Genomic DNA, 21,357 nt, shown 5'->3' on the forward strand with positions numbered 1-21,357 from the left:
GCACATGGGTCGGCGACACATACTCCGGGCGGGGCCACACAGCTTCCGCCCGGAGTATGTGTCGCCGACCCATGTGCCAAGGAGCACACAGCTCGTAACTTCTTGCGCCATGACGGCAGAACCCGTGGCGGTCCCCCACGTCGTACAGGTCGACCTCTCCGGTCGGACCGCCCTGGTCACCGGGGGTGGCGGCGGCATCGGGCGGGCGTGTGCCCTGCGACTGGGCGCGGCCGGCGCCAAGGTGCTCGTGCTGGACCGCAACCTGGAGGCGGCCAAGGCGGTGGCCGCCGAGGCCGGTGGCCGGGCCGAGGGCGTCGACCTGTCCGACGCCGCGGCGGTGGACTCCCTCGACGTGGACGTGGACATCGTGGTGAACAACGCGGGGCTCCAGCACGTCGCACCGTTGCCGGACTTCCCGGTCGAGCGCTTCGACTACATCCAGCGGGTGATGGTGCAGGCGCCGTTCCTGCTGATCCGCCGGGCGCTACCGCACATGTACGCCCGGGGCTGGGGACGGATCATCAACATCTCCTCGGTGCACGGGTTGCGCGCCTCGCCGTACAAGGCTGCCTACGTCTCGGCCAAGCACGCTCTGGAGGGGCTGTCGAAGGTGGTCGCGCTGGAGGGCGCCGCGCACGGGGTCACCGCCAACTGCATCAACCCGGCGTACGTGCGCACCGCCCTGGTGGAGAGCCAGATCGCCGACCAGGCGGCCAGTCACGGCATCAACGAGGCCGAGGTGGTCGAGAAGATCATGCTGGCCCGGGCCGCGATCAAGCGGTTGATCGAGCCGGAGGAGGTGGCCGAACTGTTGGCGTACCTCTGCTCGCCGCCGGCCGCGTTCATCACCGGCGCGTCGATCGCCCTCGACGGGGGCTGGACGGCCAACTAGTGGGGCTGAGCACAATGTCGACCATGTCATCGCCGGTGGAGTTCCTGGAGCTGCTCGCCCGAGAGGCCGCGGCGGTCGAGTTCGAGGGACCGCTGGTGGCCGCGCGGGCCGCCGGGCTGCCGCCGGAGCGGCTGGCCGAGCTGGAGCAGGCCAGGTCGGTGGCGTTGCGGGTCCGCGCGCTGCTGGAGCGCCGGCGCCGCCGGGAGAGCGAGCTGTCCGGCCTGTACGACACGGTCAGCGACCTGGCCGGGCTGCGCGACCTGGACGACGTGTTGCGGGCGATCGTGCACCGGGCCCGTCATCTGCTCGGCGCGGACGTGGCGTACATGACGCTCAACGACGACGAACGCGGCGACACCTACATGCGGGTGACCGACGGGTCGGTCTCGGCCCGTTTCCAGCGGCTGCGCCTGCCGATGGGCGCCGGTCTCGGTGGCCTGGTGGCCCAGTCCGGCGCCCCGTACGTCACCGCCAACTACGGCGAGGACGCCCGCTTCCACCACACCGGCGAGATCGACGCGGGGGTGGGCGAGGAGGGTCTGGTGGCGATCCTCGGGGTGCCGCTGCGGCTCGGCTCCACCTCGATCGGGGTGCTCTACGCGGCCAACCGTTCGGCCCGGCCGTTCGTCCGGGAGGAGGTGGCGCTGCTGGTGTCGCTGGCCGCGCACGCCGCGGTGGCGATCGACACCGCCCGGCTGCTGACCGAGACACGTTCGGCGTTGGCCGAGTTGTCGGCGGCGAACACCACCATCCGGGCGCACAGCAGCTCGGTGGAGCGGGCCGCGGCGGCGCACGACCGGATGACCGCGCTGGTGCTGCGCGGCGGCGGTGTGGAGGACGTGGCGGCGGCGGTGACCGAGGTGCTGGGCGGCGCGCTGCTGGCGTTGGACGCCGAGGGCCGCCTGCTGGCCCGGGTGGGTGAGATCGAGGAGCCGGATCGCGCGGACATCGTCGAGGCGGTGGCCGCGTCCCGGACCGAGGGGCGCAGCGTACGCCGGGGCCCACTCTGGTACGCGGCCGTGGTGGCCGGCGCGGAGAACCTGGGCGCCCTGGTGCTGCGCCCGGACGACGAGTTGGTCGACGCCGACCAGCGCATCCTGGAGCGGGCCGCGTTGGTGACCGCGCTGTTGCTGCTGTTCCGCCGGACGGTCGCGGAGGCGGAGGGTCGGGTGCGTGGCGAGTTGCTCGACGACCTGATCGCCCGCCCGCTGCGCGACACCGACGCGTTGCGCAGCCGGGCCCGTCGGCTCGGTGTGGACCTGGACGCGCCGCACGTGCTGGTGGCGGTGGGCGACGACGCGATCGCCGCGACCGGCTCGGCTCGGCAACGGGTGCTCTCCTGGGCCACCACGTACGCCTCGGCGCGGGGCGGACTGGCCGCGGCCCGCGATGGCCGGGTGGTGCTGATGCTGCCGGGGTTGGACGCGGGCGGCAGCGCCCGCGCGGTGGCCCGGGACCTGTCCCGGGTGACCGGTCGACCGGTGACCGCCGGGGCGAGTGGCCCGTCGAACACACCGGCGGCGCTGGCGGGGACGTTCCAGGAGGCGGACCGGTGCCTGACGGCACTGGGCGCGTTGGGCCGCGCCGGGCAGGGCGCGAGCACCGTGGAGTTGGGCTTCGTCGGGTTGTTGCTGGGCACTGTCGGTGACCGGGGTGAGAAGGACGTGACCGAGTTCCTCAGCGCCACCGTCGGCCCGGTGCTCGACTACGACGCCCGGCGCGGCACGGCGCTGGTGAAGACGCTGGAGGCGTACTTCGGGGTGGGTGGCAGCCTGGCCCGGGCCGCCGAACAACTGCACGTGCACGTCAACACGGTGACCCAGCGGTTGGAGCGGGTCGGGCAGTTGCTCGGCGTCGACTGGCAGCGGCCCGAGCGGGCATTGGAGGTGCAGCTCGCGCTGCGGCTGCACCGCCTGCGGGCGTCGGCCGGCTGACCGACACCCGGTCAGCCGGCACGAACCCCGCTGACGTCAGCGGGCCCGGATGCCCTCCAGCACCGCGTCGACGACCCGTTCGGGCAGGGTCTGCTCGTCCAGGTCCGGGTTCCACTGCAGCACCCGCTGGATCAGCATCGGCCCGGTGAGCAGCGCCATCGTCACCTCGACGTCGATGTCGGCGCGGAGCACGCCCTCGTCGATGCCGCGCCGCAGCACCTCGCGCATCAGCTTCCGCCGGGGCGAGATGATGTTCTGGTAGAGCTGGAACTGGTCCGCGCTGCGGTTCACCACGGGCACCAGACAGGGCATGATCTTCGCCGCGCGCGGGTCGACGTTCTTGCCGATCGCGCCGACCAGGAGCACCAGGTCGTCGCGGACGGAGTGGCCCGCCGGCTTAGCCATGACACCCTTGAGCCGGCGCAACGCGTCCAGCAGCAACGCGTCCTTGCCGGCCCAGCGGCGGTAGATGGTGGCCTTGCCGACCCCGGCGCGGGCGGCGATCGCCTCGATCGAGAGGGCTTCGATGGTGCTTCCCTCGGCGAGCAGGTCGAGGGTCGCCTCGATGATCGCCTCGTCGGCGCGGATGCTCCGCGGTCGCCCAGGCGACCGCGGAGCATCGGCGGTGGACGTCATGTCCGACATTCTTCCCGTACCTATGCCGTGCCGGCCAACTCGGGCTCGGCGACCGGCGTCACCGGGGCGACGCTCGTGGCCTCCTTGCCCGGCATCCAGCGCAGCACCACGATGATCCCGAGCGCGGCGATGATCGCGGAGAGACCGGCCGCCCAGTGCATGGCGGTGACGAAGGCGTCGTTGGCCGCCGAGATCAGCCCCGGCGCCGCCGGGCCGAGCTGGCCCGCCGCCGCGTACGCCCCGGAGATCGACTCGTTGGCAGCGTCCTGGGCCTGGGTGGGCAGACCGGTCAGCGCGTCACCGATGTCACTGCGGTAGACCGCGGAGAGCACCGAGCCGAGGACGGCCACGCCGAGCGCGCCGGCCACCTGGCGGATGGTGTTGCTGACCGCCGAGCCCACGCCGGCCTTCTCCCGAGGGAGCGCCGACATGATCGACTCGGTGGCCGGCGGCATGATGTTGGCCATCCCGGCGCCCTGGATGAGGAAGACGAGCAGCACGATCCAGATCGGGGTGGAGGCGCCGATGAAGACGAAGGCGGCGAGCGACACCACGGTCAGCGCCAACCCGACGGTGGCGACGGCCTTACCGCCGTAGCGTCGGACCATCGCGGCGCTGCGCGGCGCGAAGACCAGCTGGGCGCCGGCGAAGGGCAGGAAGAGCAGACCGGTCTGCAGCGGGCTGTAGTCCCGCACGAGTTGCAGGTAGAACGAGCCGAAGAACATCGAGCCCATCGCGGCGAAGAACACCAGGCCGACGATGGCGACCGGCGCGGCGAACCGGGGCACCTTGAACAGTCGAACGTCCAGCGACGGGTGGTCGCTGCGCCGCTCGTGCTGCACGAACCAGGCCAGCACCGCGATGCCGACCAGGATCGAGCCCCAGGCCAGCGGGCGGCCGAAGCCGTGCTCGCCGCCGTCGATGATGCCGTAGGAGAGGGCGACCAGGCCGACCACGGAGAGCAGGACGCCGAGCACGTCGATCCGGCCCGGCCGTGGGTCACGCGACTCGGGGACCAGCAGCGCCACCAGCACCACGCCGGCGACGACCACCGGCACGTTGATCAGGAAGACCGAACCCCACCAGAAGTGCTCCAGCAGCGCGCCGCCGAGGATCGGGCCGATCGCCACGGCGAGACCGACCGCGCCGGCCCAGACCCCGATGGCCCGGCCACGCTCGCGCGGGTCGAAGACGTTGGAGATGATCGAGAGCGTCACCGGCATGATGGCCGCGCCGCCGACCCCCATCAGGGCGCGGGCCGCGATGAGCTGTCCGGGGCTCTGGGCGTACGCGGAGAGCAGCGACGCCAGGCCGAACAGCAGCAGACCGACCATCAGGAAGCGCTTGCGTCCGGCGCGGTCGCCGAGCACCCCGAAGGTGAACAGCAGCCCGGCGAAGACGAGGGTGTAGGAGTTGATGGACCACTCCAACTCGCCCTGGCTGGCGCCGAGGCCGTGCACCGGGTCGGCCAGGGTGCGCAGGGCGACATTGAGGATCGTGTTGTCGAGGACGACGACGAGGAGGCTGATCACCAGCACCCCCAGGATCGCCCACCGCCTCGGGTGTCCCGTGTTGTTCTGCAGTTCCATTCCTGGCTTTCCCCCCACGCTGATCACCCGCGACGCAATACGATACGGGTCAGACTCGTAACGCGAGTCAGCCTACGACGCGCATTAACGATACGGGACCGATCCGTATCGTATGTGGTGGGCATCACGCCCCGGCGCGACAGCCAGGCAGGCGGTGACGGCGTCGCTCAACGTGCCGAGCCGGACCGCCGGCCCACCGAGCGGCTCGATCCAGCCCGGCCCCGCGCCGTACACCCGAAGGAGCGGGAAGTCCCGGGCGAAGCGCACCAGGCGGTACGCGCGGCCGGTGAGCGGCGTCTGCGACCAGAGCAGGGCGGTGTGCGGGCGCGCCCGGTACACCGCACTGGTGAGCGCGGACCAGGGCAGCGCGGGGCCGAGATTCAGACAGCCGCGGCCCTGCTCGCGCAACGCGGCGGCGAGCGCGAGCAGACCCAGGCTGTGCGCCTCCTTCTCGGCACCGGCCAGCAGCACCCCGCCGGTGGGCAGTGACCGGCCCGGCTCCCGGCGGTACGCGTCCAACCCGACCCGGACACCCTCGAAGAGGGCATGCCCGATGACGACCTCGACGGGGGTACGCCCCGGCAACCGGGCCAGCAGCGGACGGCACACCTGCTCCCAGAGCGCCGGCACGCCCCACGCCCCGGTCAACTCCAGCAGCAACGCGGCGACGGCGTTGGCATCCAGATCCTCGGCCGCCAACAAGACCTGTTTGTGCGCGATCTCCACGGCCTCCGCCGGCATCGGATCGGTCAGCACCAGACGCACCCCCCGAGTAGACGGCCTCTACCCGGGGGTACGCCCAGCAGACGCATGACGGATGCACCATCGCGGGATTCAGCGGCGGCGGGCCGCCCAGAGCCGAGCCGCGTCGATGGAAACCATCGTCGACCGGCGCGTGACGTGCGCGAATTCCACTCCCCCGCGCCGTCGAGTTGACAAGACCCCCTAGGTTGATGATCCACACAGCCCAGCGGAAGGTCCTCACCCCATGCCCGTCGGCTTCACCATGGCGATCGTCTTCGCCGTCGCCCTGGCGGTCAGCGCCGTCGTCGCCCTCGTCGCTCCCGCCCGGCCGCTGAAGCGGATGGCCGCCCTCGCGGCGCTCGGCTTTCTCGCCCTCACCCTGGTGGTCGGCATCGCCTCCAGCGCACACTCGGTGCCCATCCGCTCGGTCGGCATCGTCACCAGCTTCGGCAAGCCCACCGGCGAGGTGACCGGGTCGGGCCTGAAGTGGGTGGCGCCCTGGCAGAAGGTCGGCGAGTGGGACGCGGGCCGGCAGAAGTACGACCACATCGGCGGCAACAACTGCGTACGCGTGCGCACCGGCACCCTCGCCGACGCCTGCGTCGAGGTGCTCGTCGAATGGCAGGTCAAGCCGGAGAACGCGCCGAAGCAGTTCATGGACTACAAGGGCGACTTCGCCAGCTTCCGGGGTCAGCGGGTGGGCGTGCAGCTCGACAGCGCGGTGAACGACGCCTTCGCCGCGTACAACCCGCTGGAGAAGATCGACGCCCAGACCGGTGACCTCAACGTCGACCTGAAGCCGTTCGCCGCGAACATCAAGACCAGCGCGGAGACCCGCCTCGCCACCGACGTGGACATCCTCTCGGTGACCATCACCCGGGTGAACCACGACGACAAGACCGAGGGCAACATCAAGGCGTTCCAGGACAAGCTCGCGCAGACCCGCAACCTGGAGCAGGACCGCAAGAACGCCGAGATCTCCAAGCAGATCACCGAGACCAACGCGAAGGTCGACAAGGTGACCCGCTGCCTGGAGATCGCGGAGAAGAACGGCGCCAACCCCGGGCTCTGCATCAACCCGGGCATCGTCACCGGCAAGTGACAACGAGGCCGGCCCACCCGTCGCGGGTGGGCCGGCCTCGTCTCGTCGGGTGCTCGGCTCAGCGGGGCGACTGATCCACCCAGCCAGGGTGGGACGTCGACGAAATCGCCGTTACCACTAGCTGTGGTGCCACCAATAGGCGCGGTCCGGGATAGCCTTGCCGCATATGGCTACCTATCGCAGCGCCTCAGTGCTCCTTTCCTCAGACGGCACCAGGACCCCCGGCACCGCCGCGCTCTTCGCCGAGCCAGCCCGTAGGGGTGGGATTGCGCCGTGGGCAGGCGACTTCCGACCCGCGAACAGCGCCGGCAACGGCCCCAAGAACGCGGTCGGGAAGACCTTCACCTTGGAGTTGCCCGACGGCAGCACCGGCAAGGTCGTGGTCCAGGGCCTCAAGAGCGGCAAGGGTGGTGTCGTGCTGGCGCTGATGGGCGAGGACGCCCCACCCTTCTGATCGGTCGTCCGGCCACGTCTCCCGGGTGCCCAGGGTTGGCCCTTCCCGGGTCGACCCTGGGACCTGACCACGCACGCCAGTCACCCCGGCGATCGGCTGTGACGGGCGTCAGTCCAGGGTGACCACCCAGCGAGCGCCCTCACCTCGCGCCAGCCGGTCGAACGCCACGGGCGCCTCGTCCAACGGGATCGTTCCGCTGACCAGCACACCCAGATCCAATGCGCCTTCGGCGAGTTCGGCAGCCAGCACCGGCACCTCCCGGTCCGGATCGGACGAGCCGTACACAGAGGAGCGCAGCGTGCGCGCGGAGTGGAAGATGTCCAGCGCGCCGAGGCTGACCATGTCGTCCTTCGCGCCCATGCCGACCACTGTCACCGCTCCCCCACGTCGGGTGAGCCGCCAGGCGGCGCGGATGGTGGCGGCGCGGCCGACGCACTCGAAGGCGTGGTCGACGCCCCGGCTCTCGGTGCGCGCCCGCACCTCCTTGGAGAGCCGGTCGTCGGAGAGCAGGAAGTCGGTCGCGCCGGCGGCGAACGCCAGGTCCCGCTTCGCCTCCGCGACGTCGACGGCCAGGATTGTCGTGGCACCGGCCCGGCGGGCCGCGCTGAGCACGGCGAGCCCGACCCCACCGAGCCCGACGACCGCCACCGACTCGCCGGGCGTCACCCGGGCGGTGTTCCGGACCGCGCCGACGCCGGTGAGCACCGCGCAGCCGAGCAGCGCGGCCTGTTCGGGCGGCAGCCCGGCGGGGATCGGAATGACGGCACGCTCGGGCACCACCACCGCCTCGGCGAGCGCGCCGAGGCCGAGGGTCAGGTGCAGCGGTACACCGTCGTCGGTCTCGCCGCGCGGCACGGTCGGGGCGGTGGTGTCGGCGCACAGCCACTGCTCGCCGCGCCGGCACCACCAGCAGGCCCGGCATGCCGGCGCCCAGTTGAGCACCACCGGGGTGCCGACGGACAGCTCCACGCCCGGACCGGTCTCGGCCACCACGCCGGTCGCCTCGTGCCCGAGCACCAGCGGGAACCTCGCGGCGAGGGTGCCGTTGACCATGGACAGGTCGGAGTGACAGACACCGGCCGCCCTGATCGTCACCCGCACCTCGCCGGGGCCGGGGGCGGGGAGGCGTACCCGCTCGACCCGCAGCTCGGCACCCGAGCCGCGCGCGACCAGCGCGCGAACGGTGACCGGCGCGGTGCCGCCGCCCGGCACGGCCGGGGACAGCTCGGGCCGGCCTGCGGGCGCGGCCGGGGACAGCTCGGGCCGGCCTGCGGGCGCGGCCGGGGACAGCTCGGGGTCGGTCATCGCTGGATCGCCTTCAGCTCGCAGAACTCGGCCAGCCCGTGCACGCCCAACTCCCGGCCCAGGCCGGACTGCTTGTAGCCGCCGAACGGGGCGAGCGGGTTGAACGGGGCACCGTTGATGTCGACAGCGCCGGTACGCAGCCGCCGGGCCACCGCCAGCGCCGCGTCGGTGTCGGCGGACCAGACCGCGCCGGCCAGCCCGTACGTGGAGTTGTTGGCGATGGCGACCGCCTCGTCGGTGTCGGCGAACGGGATGAGGGCGAGCACCGGCCCGAAGACCTCCTGCTGGGCGAGCGCGCTGTCGGGGTGCACGTCGGCGAAGACGGTCGGGGCGACGAAGTGCCCCCGGGCCGGCACCGGGGCGTCGGGCCCGCCGGCGATCAGCCGGGCGCCGTCGGCGAGGGCCCGGTCGATGTGGCCGCGTACCCGCTCGACCTGGGTGGCGGAGACCAGCGGGCCGAGCCGGGTCGCCGGGTCGAACGGGTCGCCGAGTCGGTAGCCGGCCACCGCCGTGGCGATCAGCTGGAGGGCTTCGTCGTACCGGTCGCGGTGCACCAGCATCCTGGTCCACGCGGTGCACGTCTGCCCGGAGTTGAGCAACGCGTTGCCGACGCCCACCTTCACGGCGGTGGCCAGGTCGGCGTCGGGGAGGATCACGTTGGCCGACTTGCCGCCCAGCTCCAGCGCGACCCGGGCGATCCGGTCGGCGGCGAGCCGCATGATCCGCGCGCCGGTGGCGGTGGAGCCGGTGAACGAGACCAGGTCGACGTCGGGGTGCCCGGCGAGAGCTTCGCCGACCACCGGCCCGGTGCCGGGGACCAGGTTGAGCACCCCCGGCGGCAGACCGGCTTCGGTGACCGCGTCGAAGAGCAGGTAGGCGGTCAACGGGGTCAGCTCGCTGGGCTTGAGCACCACGGTGCAGCCGGCGGCCAGCGCGGGGGCGAGCTTCGCCATCACCTGGTGCAGCGGGTAGTTCCACGGGGTGATCGCGCCGATCACGCCGATCGGCTCGCGGACGACGAGGGAGTTGCCGATGTGCTCCTCGACCGGCTCGCGGGCGGCGAGCGCGACGTGGTCGCGCAGCACTGTCAACGGGAGCCCGACCTGCACCCGGGTGGCGAGCTTGAGCGGCGAGCCCAGCTCCCCGGCGATGGTGCGGGCGAGGTCGTCGGCGCGGGCGGCGAGCGCCGTGTGCAGCCGGTCGAGGTGACCGGAGCGCTCGGCGGGAGTGGCGGCCGACCAGCCGGGGAACGCGGCCCGGGCCGCGGCCACGGCGCGGTCCACGTCGGCCGGGGTGCCGGCCGGCACCTGCCCGATCAGCTCCCCGGTGCTCGGGTTCTCCACGTCGATCAGGTCGGCGTCGGCGGGCGACGTCCACTCCCCACCGACGTGCAGGTGGCGCCGGAGGCGCAGGGAGTCGGGCAACTGCGACGGCGGGGCGGCGGCGAGGTCCATGTCGTCCCTTCGGGGGTGGGCGATGGGCGATGGCGACGGGGGTCGCGATGGGCGATGAAACTAGCGCTGGGAGTTTGGACGCTACCCGGTGGGCCGGGCGGACTCCACCGGGTCGACGGTGCGGGTGTACTCGGCGGCCAGCCCGTGCAGCAGGGCGTCCAGGCCGAGCGCGAACGCGCCCTCGTCCACGCTCTGCTGGTGCTCGGCGAGCCGGTGCGCCTGACGCAGGTGCGGGTAGTGCGCCGCGTACAGCTCCGGGTCCTCGACGAACCCGCGGGCGAACGAACCGAGCGCCGAGCCGGCCACGAAGTACCGCAGCGCCGCGCCGATGTGGGTGGCGCGGGCCGGCGGCCAGCCGGCCCGGACCAGGCCGCCGTAGACCGCGTCGGCCATGGCCAGCGCGGCCGGTCGACGACCCGGCCCCTGTGCCAGGTACGGCACGATGTTCGGGTGCGCGGTGAGCGCCCGCCGGTACGACCAGGCCCAGTCCCGCAACGCGGCGAGCCAGTCCCGGCTGGCGAAGCCGCTGGTGTCGACGGCACCGGTGACAGTGTCGGCGACCGCGTCGAGAATCTCGTCCTTGGTGGCGAAGTGGTTGTAGAGCGACGGTCCGCGTACGCCCAGTTCGGCGGCGAGCCGACGGGTGGAGAAGGCGGGCAGGCCCTCGGCGTCGATGAGCGCGGTGGCGCTCTCGACGATCAGCTGCCGGGTGAGCCGGGGCTGGCGGGGTCGGGGCACTGCGCTCCTCGCGGGTCTCGGGCCGTGGGGTCTGGACGAATGAAAACTTACACCGCTAGTTTAGGAATGACCGCTGCGGCACGCAGCGGCGCACCACCACGTCGACCGAGGGGGAACCGTGGACTTCGCACTGTCCGACGAGGAACGCGCCGTCCGGGACACCGTGCGCGCGTTCATAACCCGCGAGGTGATGCCCCTGGAGGCGGAGGTGCTCCGCCGGGAACGGGCGCACCAGCCGGGCCTGGACCACTCCGAGGTGCGCGAACTGCAACTCAAGGCGCGCAAGTTCGGCTTCTGGGGCCTGGCCACCCCGGAAGAGTACGGCGGGATGAACCTGCCGGCCGTACTCCAGTCGTTGATCTGGACCGAGCTGGGCCGCACTTTCGTGCCGTTCCGCTTCGGCGGCGAGGCGGACAACATCCTGTTCCACGCCACCGAGGAGCAGAAGCGGGAGTTCCTCATCCCGACCATCGAGGGCGAGCGGCGCTCCTGCTTCGCGATCACCGAACCGGGCGCCGGATCGGACGCGGCCAACATCCGGCTGTCCGCCCGCCGCGACGGCGACGACTGGATCCTCGACGGCGAGAAGACGTTCATCACCGGCGGTCACGACGCCGACTTCGCCATCGTCGTCGCGGTGACCGACCGGGAGAAGGGCGCCCGCAACGGCGGCGCCACCGCGTTCCTGGTGGACCGGTCGATGGGCTGGCGCTCCGAGTTCATCCAGACCATGGGCGAGGGCGGGCCTGCGTCGCTCATCTTCGACGGCGTACGCGTACCGCACCGCAACATCCTCGGCGAGATCGGGCAGGGCTTCACGCTCGGCATGGAATGGATCGGCAAGGGGCGGTACACCATCCCGTCGCACGCCATCGGCATCGCCGAGCGGGTGTTGCAGATGGCCATCGACTACGCCAACACCCGGGAGACCTTCGGCACCAAGATCGGCGCCAACCAGGCCATCCAGTGGATGATCGCCGACTCGGAGACCGAGCTGGAGGCGGCCCGCTGGCTGGTGCTGCGCTCCGCGTGGACTGTCGACGCGGGCCTGGACCCCCGGCACGCCTCGTCGATGGGCAAGCTCTACGGCGCCGGCATGGTCAACCGGGTGGTCGACCGGGTGCTCCAGATCCACGGCGGGATGGGCTACACCCGAGAGCTGCCGATCGAACGCTGGTACCGGCAGGTTCGGCTCTACCGGATCTTCGAGGGCACCGACGAGATGCAGCGGCTGATCATCTCGCGGGACCTGCTGCGCGGCTACACGAAGATCGGCGGCCACCTGGCCTGAGCCGGGAGGTCTGACGCCGCCGGGAAGCGGCCGGGGTTACGCCCGGCCGCCCCCGGCGTCGCATTCAGCCGGTCAACGCCGTCAGCGCGGCATCCACGTCGGCCTCCGTGGAGTAGACGTGGAAGGAGGCCCGGACCCGACCGGCGCGCACCGCCGCCCGGATACCAGCCGCCGCGAGGCGCTGCTGCGCGTCGGGCACGTCCACGCTGACGATGGCGCTCACCCCCGGTGGACGGCCCAGCCCGGTCAGGAACCGGTTGGCCAGCGCCACGTTGTGCGCCCCGATCTCCGCCACGCCGATCTCGGCGACCACCTCCAGGGCGGGCGCCGCGCCGACCCAGCTGAACCAGGCCGGGGAGATGTCGAACCGGCGGGCGTCGTCGGCGAGCCGCAGCGGCGGACCGTAGTAGGAGGCGTGCGGGTCGCGGCCCGCGTACCAGCCGGCGGCGTCGGGACGCAGCCGCTCGCGCAGGGCCGGGGCCAGATAGGCGTACGCCGTCCCCCGCGGATTCATCAGCCACTTGTAGCCGCCCACCGCCACCACATCGGCACGGCTGCCGTCGAACGCCAGCCAACCGCACGCCTGGGTCGCGTCCACCGCCACCAGCGCGTCGTGCGCGCGGGCCGCGGCCACGATCTCGTCGTACGCGGCGACCGCCCCATCGGCCGACTGCACCAGGCTGAACGCGACCAGGTCGGTGTCGGCGTCGATCGCGTCGACCAGCGACTCCAACGGCACCGTGCGGACCCTGACGCCACGCTCCTCCTGGACCAGCCAGGGGAAGAGATTCGAGGTGAACTCGACCTCGGGGACCACCACCGTGGCACCGGCCGGCAGCGCCGCCGCGACCGGCGCGAGGAGCTGGGACACGGCCGCGCCCACCGCCACGTCACCGACCGGCACACCAAGGAGGCCGGCGACGGCCACCCGAGCCCGGTGCGTCGACTCGCCCCAGCCCTCCCACGACGCACTACCAACCCGCCAGGCGGCAAGGGCCTCCTGCACCGCCGCCCACGCGGGCTCCGGCGGCAACCCGTAGCTGGCGGTGTTCAACCAACCCGGCTCCGGCTGCCACAGCTTCTGCGCCTGCTCGATCTCCATGCCCTCGACGCTAGGCCGAGCGGGGCGCGACGGGCACTGCCAATCGGCGACCGGCGGCCTGTCAGATCCGGACGAAGTCCTGACCGAGCAACGCCCGCAGCTTGGTCAACGCGCGGGCGTTCTGGGTCTTGACCACCGACACGGAGACGTCGAGGGTGCTGGCGACCGCCTCGACGCTCTGATCCTCCCAGTGCCGGAGCACCACGATGGCCTGGTCGCGGATCGGCAGGGTGGCCAACGCCTGGAGCAGGGCGATGTGCAGCTCCGTGGTGTCGTCGGGCAGTTGCGGCGACCCCTCCGGCAGCTCGGCGAGCACGACCTCGGCGGCGCTGCGCCGCTTGTTCTGGTCGAAGACGGAGTTCATGAGGACCCGACGGCTGTACGCCTCGAGGTTCGCGGCGCAGCGGATCCTGCCCCAGTTCGCGTACATCTTCGCGAAGGTCGTCTGGGTCAGGTCCTGGGCGAGGTGCCAGTCGCGACACATCAGGTAGGCGGTACGTCGCAACCTCGGTGCGTTGGTCTCGACGAACGCGGTGAACTCCGTCTGCTGGGTGGTCTGCTCACGCCGTCGAGCCGCGCCCCAGCGAGCAGATGCCATCAGTCGACCGCCGACGCACTCGTGCCGGCCGGACAGTCGATGCCAAGCACCTCGTCGACCCCGGGCGTGCGTTTGACGCGCTCAGCCAGTTCCGCGTACTGGGACCGCACGACGAGCGTGATCCGGAAAGACTCCGGCAGTTGGCTGGGCTTGATGTTGTCGACGAGTTCAGGTTCGTCCGCGTACAACTTCTTGAACTTCTCCAAGGCCTCTTCGCGGCTCTGGAACACCACGGTCCCGACCGCCGGGTCCGCGTCCAGTGCGCGATTGACCGCGCTGCGCTGCTGGTCGGTGATCTCGTTGTCGAGATAGACGGCGGCGTCGGTCGCGGTCTCCTCAGCGGGGGCCTGGCACGCCCTGTTCACGACCAGGCCGAACCCCGCCGACACCGTTGGTGGCGGCACCGACCGTTGCGGCGGTGTCACCACGTTCACCGCCCCCACCGTCGCGACGGCGATCACGGTGGCAACACCGGTCGCCACCAGCCGTTGTCGGCGTCGACGCAGACCGGCGCCGGCGGCGATCGCGTCGCCGGCCAGGTCGACAAGGGGTAGTTCGGGCTCGTCGGCGACAGCGCGGTCGAAGAGCACCCGAAGGTTCTGATCCATGATTCCTCCCGTGGCCCCGGTGGGCTTCCACCTGTGTTGACTGGCTGGCGCACCGGATCGGTCACATCGACGGCGGCCTCACGGCTTCCGGCGGTGCCCGACCAACTCGTCGGCGGCGGGCGGGGAGATCCGGGTGAGGCTGTCGGCGAGGCCCGCGAGCCACCGGTCGACCTCCACCAGGTGCCGTACCGACTCGAGGTCGGCCTCGCCGAGGAGCGGACGGATCCGGTCCAGCTGGTCGACGCATCTGGTCGAGACCGGCGGCCGAGCCGCTGTCCCACCGTGGGTGGCCTCCTCGGCGAGGGTGTCGTACGCCGAGCGTAGGCGGCCGGCGGAGTCCCGCAGCAGGGCCGCCGCCTCGGGCCAGCCGGCGAGGCAGCCGGGCGGGTTGCGGCGCAGCAGCGACTCCGCGCCGGGCAGGACGTGGTGTCCGGCGCTCAGGACAGCATCCCAGTTCAGCTGCTGGCGGTGTGGATCGTGCCGTTCGGAGTGGTACTGGCAGTACGACGAGTCGATCAGGACCATCCGGCGGCGAACCCGGTCGAGGGCGCCCTCGGGTGGCGGAACAGCACCGAGCACCGCCTGGACCGTCTGATCGACCGCGTCCGCGTTGGCCGCCAGATAGCGGGCGGCGTTGTACCGCAGGTCGTGGCCCGCGCCACGCGGCCACATCGCCACCCCGGCGAGCACGCCGATCACCGTACCGAGCAGCACGTCGACGAGGCGGGCCTCGGCGAGCCGCCACCCTTCCGGGCCGAGCTGGGCGAAGACCACAGTCAGCAGCACGGTGAACAGCGCCTGCTGCCACACCGGACCGAGCAGACGACCAACGCCGAAGGCCAACAGCATGGTGACCGGCAGGACGATGGCGTAGACGATCAGCTCATCGACGAGGAGCATCACCCCGCCGCTGACGACCGCACCGACGATCGTGCCCAGCACGGCCGGCCGCAGCGCGGTGCGGGTGTCGGCAGCCGACGTACGCAGGACGGTGAGGGTGGCCAGCAGCACCCAGAAGCCGTGGGTCAACTGCAACACTCCGGCGGCCACCCGGGCGATGGCGAGCGCCACGGCCAGCCGCAGCGAGCTGTGCAGGTGGGCCGAGCGCGGTGCCAGGTGGGAGCGGAACTGCCACCAGTACAGCGTCCACGGGCTGTGCCGGGCGTACTCGAACAACCCCGAGGAGGCGTCGTCGCCGACGAGCCGCGCCCCGGTGGCCACCCGGCAACCGACGGCGAAGACCCGCACCTGGTCCGCGAGGGCCAGCGCGGTCGCGTCCCGGCACAACCGGGGTACGTCCGGCGCGTCGCGGGCGTTGCCCGCTCCCACGGGGTACGCCGCCTCGGCTCGTCCGACCGCCCCGTCCAGGTCGGCGGCGGCCACCGCCGGCGCACCCGGCGACAAGCTCCGGCCGGCGGCGCGGGTCGTGTCCGCGCAGGAGCTCAGCAGACGCGCCGCCGCCAGGTCCGGGATCGGCTCCGCCGGGGCGTCCGCCGCCAGCCGGTCCGCCTCGGCGAGCACCTCGCGTAGCGCGGCCGCGCAGATCCGCAACGCCCGGTCCTGGGCACCCGCCGCGGTGGGCGCCGACGCCGGCGGGCTGCGGTTCAACTCGATCGCCGTCACCGCGTCGTGCGCCCGCTCGCGCCGGGTGTCCCGGTCCACCGCCGCCGCGTGCGGGTCGGTCAACCGTCCGGCGGTGGCGTCGAGGAAGGCGGCGATACCGTCCGCCGCCTCGGCGAGGCGCTGCCGGTAGGAGACCGGCACCGGGTCGGGCCAGAGGAACACCTCGGCCGCGGCGAGCAGCGCGACGGCGAGCGTCACCCCGCCGAGTCGCTCCGGCAGGGTGCCCGGCTGGTACGGCGGGAACGACGCCAGGATGTAGAAGAGCTGGAACGCGCTCGCCAACCCCACCAGGCGCGGGTTGCCGACCCCGGCGAACGCCACCACGAACCCGACGACCAGCATGCCGCCGGCAGCCGCCCAGGTGCTCCACGCCAGGAGCGAGCCCACCGCGATCAGCGCCCACACCACCGGCAGGGACTGCACGAGGATCCGCGCCCGCCGCCGGGCCGGACCAGGCAACTGCGCGAACGACCCGGCGGCGATCGTGCCGAACAACCCGTAGGTGGCGAGCGTCGAACTGCCCGCGCCGTACCGGCAGCCGAAGAAGACGACGGACGCGACGAGCGTCAGCCGGGCCGCGCGTCGCAGGATGGCGTCACCCGGGTCACGGCGGCGAAGCCGGCCAAGGAGGCTGGTTCCGAGCACGACCGCTCCCCCGGTTCGTCGCAGCACCCCTCCCCGGCCCACCATTCTCCACCGCGCCCCTGCGCGGACTGCGGGTTTGCCGACGAATCACCGCCGGGAGCTGCCGAGCAGACCGAGCCGGAGGGCCCGGAACAGGGTGCCGGGACGGCTCAGGGCGGCCGGGTGGTCGAGCATGGTGGTGACCCGACCCAGCCGGGCGTTGAGCACCGGGTCGGTCAGCGACGCCTGGAAGAGCAGATCCCCGAACCACTTGGTGACCTTGTAGCCGGGCGGGTACGGCCCGTCGACGTGCGGCAGCTCGATGTCGGCGGTGGTGGAGATCTGCCAGGCGGCGTCGACCACCACCCGGACCTGGTCGAAGTACGCCCGCACGGGCTCGTCGTGCGGCTTCGGAACGGACCGCAGGTACTTCGACAGGCAGGAGGCGTGCAGCGCCGCGGAGGTCATGCCCTGGCCGTACACCGGGTTGAAGGACGCGACCGCGTCGCCGGCGGCGACCAGCCCGGCGGGCAGGCGGTCGAGCTTGTGGAAGTCGCGGCGTCGGCTGTCGGCCTGGTGGTACGTGACCACCTCGCCGAGCATCTCCCCGTGTTCGGCGATGTCACCGAACACCTGCGGGTAGTGCTCGCGGCAGCGTGCGGTGAAGTCGGCGACGTCGCGGCTGGGCCGGTCCCCGTCGTAGCCGGCCACCAGCATGATCCAGCGGTCCCCCTCCACCGAGTTGATCCCACCGATGCGGGCGGTACGCCCCTTGCCCGCCATGGTGTGGAAGACCGCCACCCAGGCGTCGCTGACCTTCTCGTCGCGCTTGAAGAGCGCCGTGGCGTAGTTCAGCTTGATCGGCATACGCTGCATCGGCGGACGCGGCCACCCGTGCCCGGCCAGCCAGTCGCTCAACCGGCTGGACCGCCCCATCGCGTCGACCACCAGGTCCGCCGCTTCGACGACGGGATCGGTGCCGCCCTCGGGCAGGTACCGGGCGCCGGTGACCCGCCGCTCGTCGAAGAGCAGGCCTTCCGCCCGGCCGTACACCATTCGGATGTTGTCGACGGCGAGGGTGCGCCGCCGGACCAGCGCCTCCAGGAACGGACGCGTGGTGATCAGCGCCGGCCCGGTGCCGGTCGTCGCGGGCGGCAGACCCAACATGCCGTTCACGAAGACCTTCGCCGTGCCCGGGTCGTGCGGTGGCGGCGGGGCGCCGAGCGCGAGCGCCTCGTCGGCGATGCCGGGAAACCAGCGCTCCAGCTGGACCTGACCGGCGGGCAGCAGCGCGTGCACCTGACTGCCCTGGGGCACCCCGGGCCGTGGCCCGGCGTCGACATCGGACGGATCCCGTTCGATGACCAGCACTTCCTCGGCGTGGTCGCTCAACACCCGGGCCGCCAGCAACCCGGCCATGCTTCCGCCGAGCACCACCGCACGTCGCATGATCACTCTGGTCTCGGCCGGTCGTTCGGCCGTCGCTATCTCCGCGAAGAGCCGGGACGGAGAGGGGGGCATGCGATCACTCCTCGGACGGTCGGGAAAGGTCGACATCCACGACCGTAACCACCGCAGCCCACGCCGTCAGCGCTCAGCTGGACCGCCACTTCTGGTTGGCGTTGCCGGTGCACTGCCAGATCTGCAACCGGGTGCCGTTGTCCGGGTTCGAGTCGACCACGTCGACGCACCTGTCCGCCTTGGTGTTCACCAGGTCGTACGCCTTGTTGAGGGTGAACCTCTGCGACGACGCGCCGGAGCATTCGGCCAGGATGACGTCCGCCCCGTCCTGAGTGGAGTGACCGGCCACATCCAGGCACATCCCCATCGAACGGACAGTGCCGTCCGACGGGAAGGTCCACAGTTGCTTCGCGGTCCGTCGACAGTCCCAGATCTGCAGTCGCGCGCCGGCGTAGGCGTTGCCGTCGGGGATGTCGATGCAGCGGTCACTGGCGAAGCTGGAGATCTGCTTGCCGGCGGGCGTACTGGCCTTCGTCGGAGACGGTGGCGGAGCAGACGGCGGCTGTGCCTGATTCCCGGGAGCTGTCGTCGTACCGCTGCCCGTCCCCGGCGACGGCGGCCCCACGCTGGCCGACGGTGGCGCGCTGGCGGATCGGGACGGCGGGGCAACCGCTACCGGTAGGCCCTGGAAACCACCAGTGATCAGCGCGAGGACGGCGGCGCTCGCGGACCATTCGGCGGCCGAGGTGGTCCAGTCGATCGAGTACGCGTGCCCGTTGTGGCCGACGAACATCCGGCTCGACGTGTGCATCGGCGTGCCGTCCTTGTCGGTGTACGTCCACGCCCACTCCGCGGCCCGCTGCTGGTAGCGCAGCGCGTCGAGCCGGACCTGCCGATACTTGGCGTACCGCCCGCGTTGCGCCGTCTCCCGCGCCCGCAGCTCCCCGACCAGGTCCGCGGGGACGGACCGGAGTTCGTCCACGACGAGCACCCGGCTGCCGTCCGGCTCGCGGAACACGGCACGCTCACCGTCGCCTCGGGCCTGCCAGCCGTCCGGCACGGGTACGAGGAAACGCGGATCGTCACGGTAGTAGCGCCAACCCGCCGGGGCCGGTGGCAGCACCCTGGACACCGGCGTCTCGGCGATCGGCGACGGGTTCACGGGCGGCCCCGCCACTTCTCCGTCACCCGCGGCACCGAACAGCCCACCCTTGAGCAGGGACGCGGCCACCAGCAGGACGACCAGCAGCGCGGCGGCCGCGATCGACCCGATCAGTCGCGTCCGACGCCTGCGGCCCGGCTCGGACCCCGGCACGGCCGGAGCAGCCGGCGACGCGGCAGGACCAGCCGGCGCGGCAAGGCCAGCCGGCGCGGCAGGGACGGTCGGCGCAGCGGGACCAGCCGGCGCGGCAGAGTCAGCCGGCGCGGGAGGGACGATCGATGCGGCGGGGTCAGCCGGCGACACGGGCGGACCGGGTTCGGCGGTGACGAACTCGGGCACGATCGGCGGCCGGGGCAGGTCGGCGGCGGTGATGATCTGGTTTAGCGGTCCGGCGCCGGTGCCGCTCAGCTGGATGGCTGGCACATCCGGGGTGGCGGCCTGGCGCAGGAGCCGATCCGCCTCCTCGGCGTTGATCCGCTGATCCGGTTCCCGGCGCAGCAGTCCTTCCAGGAGCGGGGTCAGCCGACCGGCTCGTTGCGCCGGCGGTGGCGGTTCGGTGGCGAGGGCTGCCAGCGTGGCGAGCGGAGACGAGCGGTGGTATGGAGTGCGTCCCTCGACCGCCGCGTAGAGGGTGGCGCCGAGCGACCAGAGGTCTGCCGCCGGCCCCACGTCGCCGTCGGTGGCCCGCTCGGGCGCGAGAAACGCCGGCGAGCCGAGCACCATCCCGGTCTGGGTCATCCGTGGGTCACCGGGGAGGGTGGCCAGACCGAAGTCGGTAAGCACCACCCTGCCGTCGTCGGCGAGCAGCACGTTGGCCGGCTTGACGTCCCGGTGCAGCACACCGGCGCGGTGGGCGGCCCGCAGCGCGCCCAGGATGCCCAGCCCGATCCGAGCAGCCCGGTCGGCCGGCATCGCCCCCTCGGCTTCCAGCACCTGCTGCAGGGACCGGGACGGCACGAGCTCCATCACGATCCAGGGGTCGCCGCCCGAGTTCAGCACGTCGAAGACGCGTACCACATTGGGGTGGCCCAGGCGGGCGACGGCCCGCGCCTCGCGCATGGACCGTTCGCGCATCTCCCGGCGTTCGTCGTCGCGCAGGCCGGGCGGTGCCACCAATTCCTTGATGGCGACGTCGCGCTGGAGCATTTCGTCGCGGGCCTGCCACACGCGGCCCATCCCGCCCTGACCGAGCGGACGGACCAGCCGATAGCGATCGGCAATCAACTGTCGAGAGGCGTCTGGCACGCCAGGAAGGTACCTGGCCAAGTTTACGTACCCAATTTTTCGTGGCAGGTGGAAAAGCGACAGTTGGATATGTCACATGCAAGATCGACTGCTGACCGATCGTTCATTTCGACATAACTCCATCATGAGGAACGAGCACTGTCGCCCACCGCAATGTTACCAACGCGTATATCGGCAACCTGCTATGAATATCGAATGAATTCGAATTCTGCGCAACGCCGGACCGGACGCGCCGCGGCAGGGTGGGGCTTCCTGTGCCTGGCGTTCCTCCTGTCCGCCTGCACTGCGGCAGGTGACTCGCGCGGGCCCGCCACGGCACCGACCAACCGAGCAGCGCCGTCCACCGGTGCCAGCACTGATGGGCCGGCGTGCACGCCATCGGTCGAAGCGCTGCCGGCACTGCCCGCCGGCTACCGGTTGGTAGGGATGGACGTGGCGGTGCCCGACGCCCGCGTGATGTCGGTGCATGATTCCGGGGAGCCCGATCCGGCGGCGCGACTGTTCGCCAAATGGGGGCTCGTGGTCCGCGCCGGCAGGGTCGCCGACCTGCGGGTGGCACCGGGCTGGGCGGACCGGGCCCGGATCGGGTGGGGCGGCACGCCCTCGGCGACCGTGCAGGTGCACGCCTGCCCGCCGGAGGATGGGTCGGCTCAGTGGGTGGCCTTCGTCGGCGGCACCTGGGTCGCGCAGGCCGCCTGCGTGCCGCTCATCGTGACGTCGAACGGTCAGACCGACCACGTCACCCTCGGCATCGGCACCCCGTGCGACAACACCCAAACCCCCTAACCTCCACAC

The 21,357-nt window shown here is 72.1% G+C and carries 18 protein-coding genes and 1 pseudogene; 6 read left to right on the forward strand and 13 right to left on the reverse strand.

The annotated features are described in order from the left end of the window. Positions 1-109: 109 nt before the first annotated feature. Both DLJ59_RS12625 and DLJ59_RS12630 read left to right on the forward strand, forming a co-directional pair. Positions 110-892: a 3-hydroxybutyrate dehydrogenase gene (locus DLJ59_RS12625; RefSeq protein WP_124772701.1), complete on the forward strand. Its 783-nt coding sequence runs from the start codon at positions 110-112 to the stop codon at positions 890-892. Positions 893-906: 14 nt separating this feature from the next. After that, positions 907-2,826, forward strand: coding sequence for a helix-turn-helix domain-containing protein (locus DLJ59_RS12630; RefSeq protein WP_124772702.1), 1,920 nt, complete (start codon positions 907-909; stop codon positions 2,824-2,826). 36 nt (positions 2,827-2,862) lie between these two features. On the opposite strand, the gene DLJ59_RS12635 is transcribed toward DLJ59_RS12630, so the two are convergent. From DLJ59_RS12635 to DLJ59_RS12645, 3 genes are all read right to left on the reverse strand, one after another. Further along, positions 2,863-3,471 (reverse strand): TetR/AcrR family transcriptional regulator, encoded by a 609-nt coding sequence (locus DLJ59_RS12635; RefSeq protein WP_124772703.1) that lies wholly within the window; start codon positions 3,469-3,471, stop codon positions 2,863-2,865. 11 nt (positions 3,472-3,482) lie between these two features. Beyond that, positions 3,483-5,051, reverse strand: a complete 1,569-nt coding sequence (locus tag DLJ59_RS12640; protein ID WP_124772704.1) for an MFS transporter — start codon at positions 5,049-5,051, stop codon at positions 3,483-3,485. Positions 5,052-5,135: 84 nt separating this feature from the next. After that, a complete protein-coding gene (locus tag DLJ59_RS12645; RefSeq protein ID WP_244235985.1) occupies positions 5,136-5,807 on the reverse strand; it encodes a transcriptional regulator in 672 nt (223 codons plus the stop codon). Positions 5,808-6,039: 232 nt separating this feature from the next. On the opposite strand from DLJ59_RS12645, the gene DLJ59_RS12650 reads away from it, so the two are divergent. After that, a complete protein-coding gene (locus tag DLJ59_RS12650) occupies positions 6,040-6,897 on the forward strand; it encodes an SPFH domain-containing protein (protein WP_124772705.1) in 858 nt (285 codons plus the stop codon). 166 nt (positions 6,898-7,063) lie between these two features. Next, positions 7,064-7,351: a hypothetical protein gene (locus DLJ59_RS12655; RefSeq protein ID WP_244235986.1), complete on the forward strand. Its 288-nt coding sequence runs from the start codon at positions 7,064-7,066 to the stop codon at positions 7,349-7,351. Between the two features lie 108 nt (positions 7,352-7,459). On the opposite strand, the gene DLJ59_RS12660 is transcribed toward DLJ59_RS12655, so the two are convergent. The 3 genes from DLJ59_RS12660 to DLJ59_RS12670 form a co-directional block, all read right to left on the reverse strand. Then, the gene (locus DLJ59_RS12660; RefSeq protein WP_244235987.1) at positions 7,460-8,656 is read right to left on the reverse strand and encodes an alcohol dehydrogenase catalytic domain-containing protein; all 1,197 of its coding nucleotides are present in this window, start codon (positions 8,654-8,656) and stop codon (positions 7,460-7,462) included. Next, complete coding sequence (locus DLJ59_RS12665; protein WP_124772706.1) at positions 8,653-10,110, reverse strand: aldehyde dehydrogenase family protein; 1,458 nt, start codon at positions 10,108-10,110, stop codon at positions 8,653-8,655. The genes DLJ59_RS12660 and DLJ59_RS12665 overlap by 4 nt, the downstream gene beginning before the upstream one ends. A gap of 81 nt (positions 10,111-10,191) precedes the next feature. Next, a complete protein-coding gene (locus DLJ59_RS12670) occupies positions 10,192-10,848 on the reverse strand; it encodes a TetR/AcrR family transcriptional regulator C-terminal domain-containing protein (RefSeq protein ID WP_124772707.1) in 657 nt (218 codons plus the stop codon). A 118-nt stretch (positions 10,849-10,966) separates the two neighbouring features. Between DLJ59_RS12670 and DLJ59_RS12675 the strand changes: the two genes are divergently transcribed. Beyond that, positions 10,967-12,139, forward strand: coding sequence for an acyl-CoA dehydrogenase family protein (locus DLJ59_RS12675; RefSeq protein WP_124772708.1), 1,173 nt, complete (start codon positions 10,967-10,969; stop codon positions 12,137-12,139). Positions 12,140-12,203: 64 nt separating this feature from the next. Here the strand turns inward: DLJ59_RS12675 and DLJ59_RS12680 are convergent, their stop codons facing one another. The 7 genes and pseudogenes from DLJ59_RS12680 to DLJ59_RS38275 form a co-directional block, all read right to left on the reverse strand. Beyond that, positions 12,204-13,241, reverse strand: a complete 1,038-nt coding sequence (locus DLJ59_RS12680; protein ID WP_124772709.1) for an aminotransferase class V-fold PLP-dependent enzyme — start codon at positions 13,239-13,241, stop codon at positions 12,204-12,206. A gap of 61 nt (positions 13,242-13,302) precedes the next feature. Next, positions 13,303-13,839 carry a SigE family RNA polymerase sigma factor gene (locus tag DLJ59_RS12685; RefSeq protein WP_124772710.1) on the reverse strand — a complete coding sequence of 179 codons (537 nt, stop codon included), beginning with the start codon at positions 13,837-13,839 and terminating at the stop codon, positions 13,303-13,305. Then, complete coding sequence (locus tag DLJ59_RS12690) at positions 13,839-14,447, reverse strand: permease-like cell division protein FtsX (RefSeq protein ID WP_124772711.1); 609 nt, start codon at positions 14,445-14,447, stop codon at positions 13,839-13,841. Before DLJ59_RS12690 ends, DLJ59_RS12685 begins: the two co-directional genes overlap by 1 nt. 78 nt (positions 14,448-14,525) lie before the next feature. Next, entirely contained in the window at positions 14,526-16,715 is a 2,190-nt protein-coding gene (locus tag DLJ59_RS37885; protein ID WP_158630828.1) for an FUSC family protein, read from the reverse strand. Positions 16,716-16,802: 87 nt separating this feature from the next. Then, complete coding sequence (locus DLJ59_RS12700; protein WP_208648659.1) at positions 16,803-18,215, reverse strand: FAD-dependent oxidoreductase; 1,413 nt, start codon at positions 18,213-18,215, stop codon at positions 16,803-16,805. 73 nt (positions 18,216-18,288) lie between these two features. After that, positions 18,289-18,966 (reverse strand): RICIN domain-containing protein, encoded by a 678-nt coding sequence (locus tag DLJ59_RS38270; RefSeq protein WP_425271416.1) that lies wholly within the window; start codon positions 18,964-18,966, stop codon positions 18,289-18,291. 393 nt (positions 18,967-19,359) lie between these two features. Then, positions 19,360-20,562, reverse strand: a pseudogene (locus DLJ59_RS38275) (serine/threonine-protein kinase); the annotation flags it as partial. Positions 20,563-20,757: 195 nt separating this feature from the next. On the opposite strand from DLJ59_RS38275, the gene DLJ59_RS12710 reads away from it, so the two are divergent. Beyond that, the gene (locus DLJ59_RS12710; protein WP_124772714.1) at positions 20,758-21,348 is read left to right on the forward strand and encodes a hypothetical protein; all 591 of its coding nucleotides are present in this window, start codon (positions 20,758-20,760) and stop codon (positions 21,346-21,348) included. Positions 21,349-21,357 lie beyond the last annotated feature (9 nt).

It is taken from the genome of Micromonospora inaquosa, assembly GCF_003857055.1.
In the GTDB taxonomy this organism is placed as follows: domain Bacteria; phylum Actinomycetota; class Actinomycetes; order Mycobacteriales; family Micromonosporaceae; genus Micromonospora; species Micromonospora inaquosa.